The organism is Variovorax sp. 01T439_2 (assembly GCF_056398445.1).
On sequence record NZ_JBFTPJ010000526.1, the window covers coordinates 1 to 4,158 of the forward strand.

3 protein-coding genes are annotated in these 4,158 nt (G+C 68.2%); 2 read left to right on the forward strand and 1 reads right to left on the reverse strand.

Annotated features, from left to right (window positions below; genetic code table 11):
• Nucleotides 1-2,157: ATP-dependent RNA helicase HrpA (hrpA, locus tag AC1DOC_RS22265; protein ID WP_478130499.1), on the reverse strand; the 2,157-nt coding region annotated here is incomplete at its 3' end.
• A 150-nt stretch (nucleotides 2,158-2,307) separates the two neighbouring features.
• Here hrpA and argA point away from each other — a divergent pair.
• Together argA and AC1DOC_RS22275 are read left to right on the forward strand one after the other, a co-directional pair.
• Complete coding sequence (argA, locus tag AC1DOC_RS22270; RefSeq protein WP_012747826.1) at nucleotides 2,308-3,654, forward strand: amino-acid N-acetyltransferase; 1,347 nt, start codon at nucleotides 2,308-2,310, stop codon at nucleotides 3,652-3,654.
• A gap of 25 nt (nucleotides 3,655-3,679) precedes the next feature.
• Nucleotides 3,680-4,158, forward strand: a 479-nt coding sequence (locus AC1DOC_RS22275; RefSeq protein WP_478130500.1) for a LysE family translocator, incomplete at its 3' end; no start/stop codon positions are given.

Genomic DNA, 4,158 nt, shown 5'->3' on the forward strand with positions numbered 1-4,158 from the left:
CTTGCTCTCCCACTGCCCGCCGACCAGCGCTTCGCGGATGAAGATCTCGCGCGCCGCCACCGGGTCCACCTTCGTGAAGTCGACGCGGCGCCCGCTGTACACCACGAGGCCGTAGAGCGTTGCGCGCTCCAGCGCCGAAACCTGCGCGCCCTTCTTCTCCCAATGCGGATCGAGCAGCTGCTTCTTCAGCAGGTGGCCGGCCACCTGTTCGAGCCACTGCGGCTCGATGTTGGCAATGCCGCGGCCGAAGAGCCGCGTGGTCTCGACCAGCTCGGCCGCGACGATCCAGCGGCCGGGCTTCTTCTTCAGGTGCGCGCCCGGATGCTTGTAGAACTTGATGCCGCGCGCACCCAGGTAGGCCTCGTCGTCTTCCAGCTTCCAGCCGACGTTGCCAAGCAGGCCCGCGAGCATCGACAGGTGCAGCGGCTCGTAGCCGGCCGGCTCGGCGTTGATGCGCCACTTGTGCTCGGTGACCACCGTGAGCAGCTGCGAATGGATGTCGCGCCATTCGCGCACGCGGCGGATGTTGATGAAGTTCTGGCGCAGCAGCTGCTCGTACTGCCTGTTGCTGAGCTTGTGGGTGTCTCCATGGCCGCCGCGCGCATCGGCGATCCATTTCCACAGCCGCAGGTAGCCGCTGAACTCGCTCTTCTCGTCGTCGAACTTGGAATGCGCCTGGTCGGCCTGCTGCTGCGCGTCCATCGGCCGGTCGCGCACGTCCTGCACGCTGAGCGCCGACGCGATGACCAGCACCTCTTCGAGCGCGCCGCGCGTGCGGGCTTCAAGAATCATCCGGCCCACGCGCGGATCGAGCGGCAGCCTGGCGAGCTCGGCGCCCGTGGCCGTGAGTTCGTTGGCGTCGTCGACCGCGCCGAGCTCGTTGAGCAGCTGGTAGCCGTCGGCAATCGCGCGCGGCGAGGGCGCCTCGAGAAACGGAAAGCGCGCCACGTCGCCCAGCCGCAGCGACTTCATGCGCAGGATCACGCCCGCGAGAGACGAGCGCAGGATTTCCGGGTCGGTGAAGCGCGGCCGGCCTTCGAAATCCTTCTCGTCGTAGAGCCGGATGCAGATGCCGTTGGCCACGCGGCCGCAGCGGCCGGCGCGCTGGTTGGCCGCTGCCTGGCTGATCGGCTCGACCAGCAGCTGCTCGACCTTGCTGCGGAAGCTGTAGCGCTTCACGCGCGCCGTGCCGGTGTCGATCACGTAGCGGATTCCCGGCACGGTGAGCGAGGTTTCCGCCACGTTGGTGGCCAGCACGATGCGCCGGCCCGAATGGCTGTCGAAGATGCGGTCCTGCTCGGGGCCCGACAGCCGCGCGAACAGCGGCAGCACCTCGGCGTTGCGCAGCAGCGGCTGGTGGCTCAGGTGGCGGCGCAGGTGGTCGGCGGCCTCGCGGATCTCGCGCTCGCCGGGCAGGAAGACCAGGATGTCGCCGGCGTTGTGCGGATCGCGCCAGAGCTCGTCGACGCCGTCGGCAATGGCGTCGTTCAGGTCGTGCTCGCGCGACTCCTCGAAGGGCCGGTAGCGCTGCTCGACCGGGAAGGTGCGCCCGGACACCATGATCGTCGGCGCCGGGCCTTTTGCCGAGGCGAAATGCTGCGCGAAGCGTTCGGCGTCGATGGTGGCCGAGGTCACGATCACCTTCAGGTCGGGCCGGCGCGGAAGGATCTCGCGCAGGTAGCCGAGCAGGAAGTCGATGTTGAGCGAGCGCTCGTGCGCCTCGTCGATGATCAGCGTGTCGTAGGCCTTGAGCAGCGGATCGGTCTGCGTCTCGGCCAGCAGGATGCCGTCGGTCATGAGCTTGACCGACGCGTCGCGGCTCAGCCGGTCCTGGAAGCGCACCTTGAAGCCGACCACGTCGCCCAGCGGCGTCTTCAGCTCTTCGGCGATGCGCTTGGCCACCGAGCTGGCGGCAATGCGCCGCGGCTGCGTGTGGCCGATGAGCCGGCCCTGGCCCGGCGGCGCATTGAGCTTGCCGCGGCCGAGCGCCAGCGCGATCTTCGGCAACTGGGTGGTCTTGCCCGAGCCCGTTTCGCCGCAGACGATCACCACCTGGTGCGCCGCGATGGCGGCCATGATTTCATCGCGCCGGCCGGAGACCGGAAGCGATTCGGGAAAGTCGATGCGCAAGGGGGCGGAAGGTGTCGTGGTCGTCAAGGGAAAAAACTGTTCGGGAAGGCGCGGCAGGCAAACCGCACATTATCGGCGCGCGCCGAGGCTGTTGCACGCCTTGCGGCGCCGCCCGGGCGCTGCGGGCGATAGGCCGCCCCGCGCGAACCGCCCTCCAAGAATGCACAATCACGCTCCATGTCCACCGTTTTCAACTTCACCTTCGTGCCCTGGTTCCGCTCGGTCGCGCCCTACATCCACACGCACCGCGGCAAGACCTTCGTGGTCGCGCTGGCAGGCGAGGCGATCGCGGCGGGCAAGCTGCAGAACATTGCACAGGACCTGGCGCTGATCCAGAGCATGGGCGTCAAGATCGTGCTGGTGCACGGCTTCCGCCCGCAGGTCAACGAGCAGCTCGCGGCCAAGGGGCACGAGGCGCGCTACTCGCACGGCATCCGCATCACCGACGAGGTGGCGCTGGATTCGGCGCAGGAAGCCGCCGGCCAGCTGCGCTACGAGATCGAGGCCGCCTTCAGCCAGGGCCTGCCGAACACGCCGATGGCCGGATCGACGGTGCGCGTGATCTCGGGCAACTTCATCACCGCGCGCCCCGTCGGGGTGGTCGACGGCGTGGACTTCAAGCATTCGGGCCTGGTGCGCAAGGTCGACGCCGTGGGCATCCGCCGCACGCTCGACTTCGGCGCCATGGTGCTGATGTCGCCCTTCGGCTTCTCGCCCACGGGCGAGGCCTTCAACCTGACGATGGAAGAAGTCGCCACCAGCGTGGCCATCTCGATCCAGGCCGACAAGCTGATCTTCCTGACCGAGATCCCTGGCATCCGCATCGACAGCGAATTGCCCGAGAGCGAAGACAACCCCATCGACACCGAGCTGCCGCTCGCCGCCGCCGAGAAGCTGCTGGCCTCGCTGCCGCCGCCGCAAAAGCCCACCGACACCGCCTTCTACCTGCAGCACTGCGTGAAGGCCTGCAAGGGCGGCGTGGAGCGCAACCACATCCTGCCCTTTGCGCTGGACGGCGCGCTGCTGCTCGAGGTGTACGTGCACGACGGCGTCGGCACCATGGTGATCGACGAGAAGCTCGAGAGCCTGCGCGAAGCCACGGTCGACGACATCGGCGGCATCCTGCAGCTGATCGAGCCCTTCGAGCGCGACGGCACGCTGGTCAAGCGCGACCGCACCGAGATCGAGCGCGACGTGGGCCACTACACGGTCATCGAACACGACGGCGTGATCTTCGGCTGCGCGGCGCTCTACCCCTACCCCGAGGCCAAGACCGCCGAGATGGCCGCGCTGACCGTCTCGCCCCAGTCGCAGTCGCAGGGCGACGGCGAACGCATCCTCAAGCGCATCGAGCACCGCGCCAAGGCCATGGGCCTGGAAAGCATCTTCGTGCTCACCACGCGCACCATGCACTGGTTCCTCAAGCGCGGCTTCCAGCAGGTCAACCCCGACTGGCTGCCCGAAGCCCGCAAGCGCAAATACAACTGGGACCGCAAGAGCCAGGTGCTGGTCAAGAAAATCTGAAGCTGGAAGAAGGACGCCCGCCGCCATGACGCTCGCCACCGCCCTGCTGTTCACCCTGGTCGCCTTCACCGCCATTGCCACGCCCGGCCCCACGGTGCTGCTGGCGCTGAGCAACGGCTCCCGCCACGGCGTGCGCCGGGCGCTGCCGGGCATGCTCGGCGCGGTGCTGTCGGACTTCGTGCTGGTGGGCGCCGTCGCGCTTGGCCTGGGTGCGCTGCTCGCGGCGTCGGAGTTCTGGTTCTCGATGCTCAAGTGGGTGGGCGCCGCCTACCTGGCCTGGCTCGGGCTGCGCATGCTGCGCTCCAAGGGCGGCTTCAAGCTGCCGGATGCGGACGCCGCCGCCACGGTGACGGCGGGCGAGAGCCGGCGCATCTTCTTCAAGTCCTTCCTGGTGGCGGTGACCAATCCCAAGGGCTACATCTTCTGCTCGGCGCTCCTGCCGCAGTTCATCGATCCGGCGGCTGCGCAGGCGCCGCAGTACCTGATCATTGCCTTGATCTTCGC

What these genes read in the sequence shown, in the direction of transcription:
- argA (WP_012747826.1), top strand. Translation starts at nt 2,308, where the DNA reads ATGTCCACCGTTTTCAACTTCACCTTCGTGCCCTGGTTCCGCTCGGTC.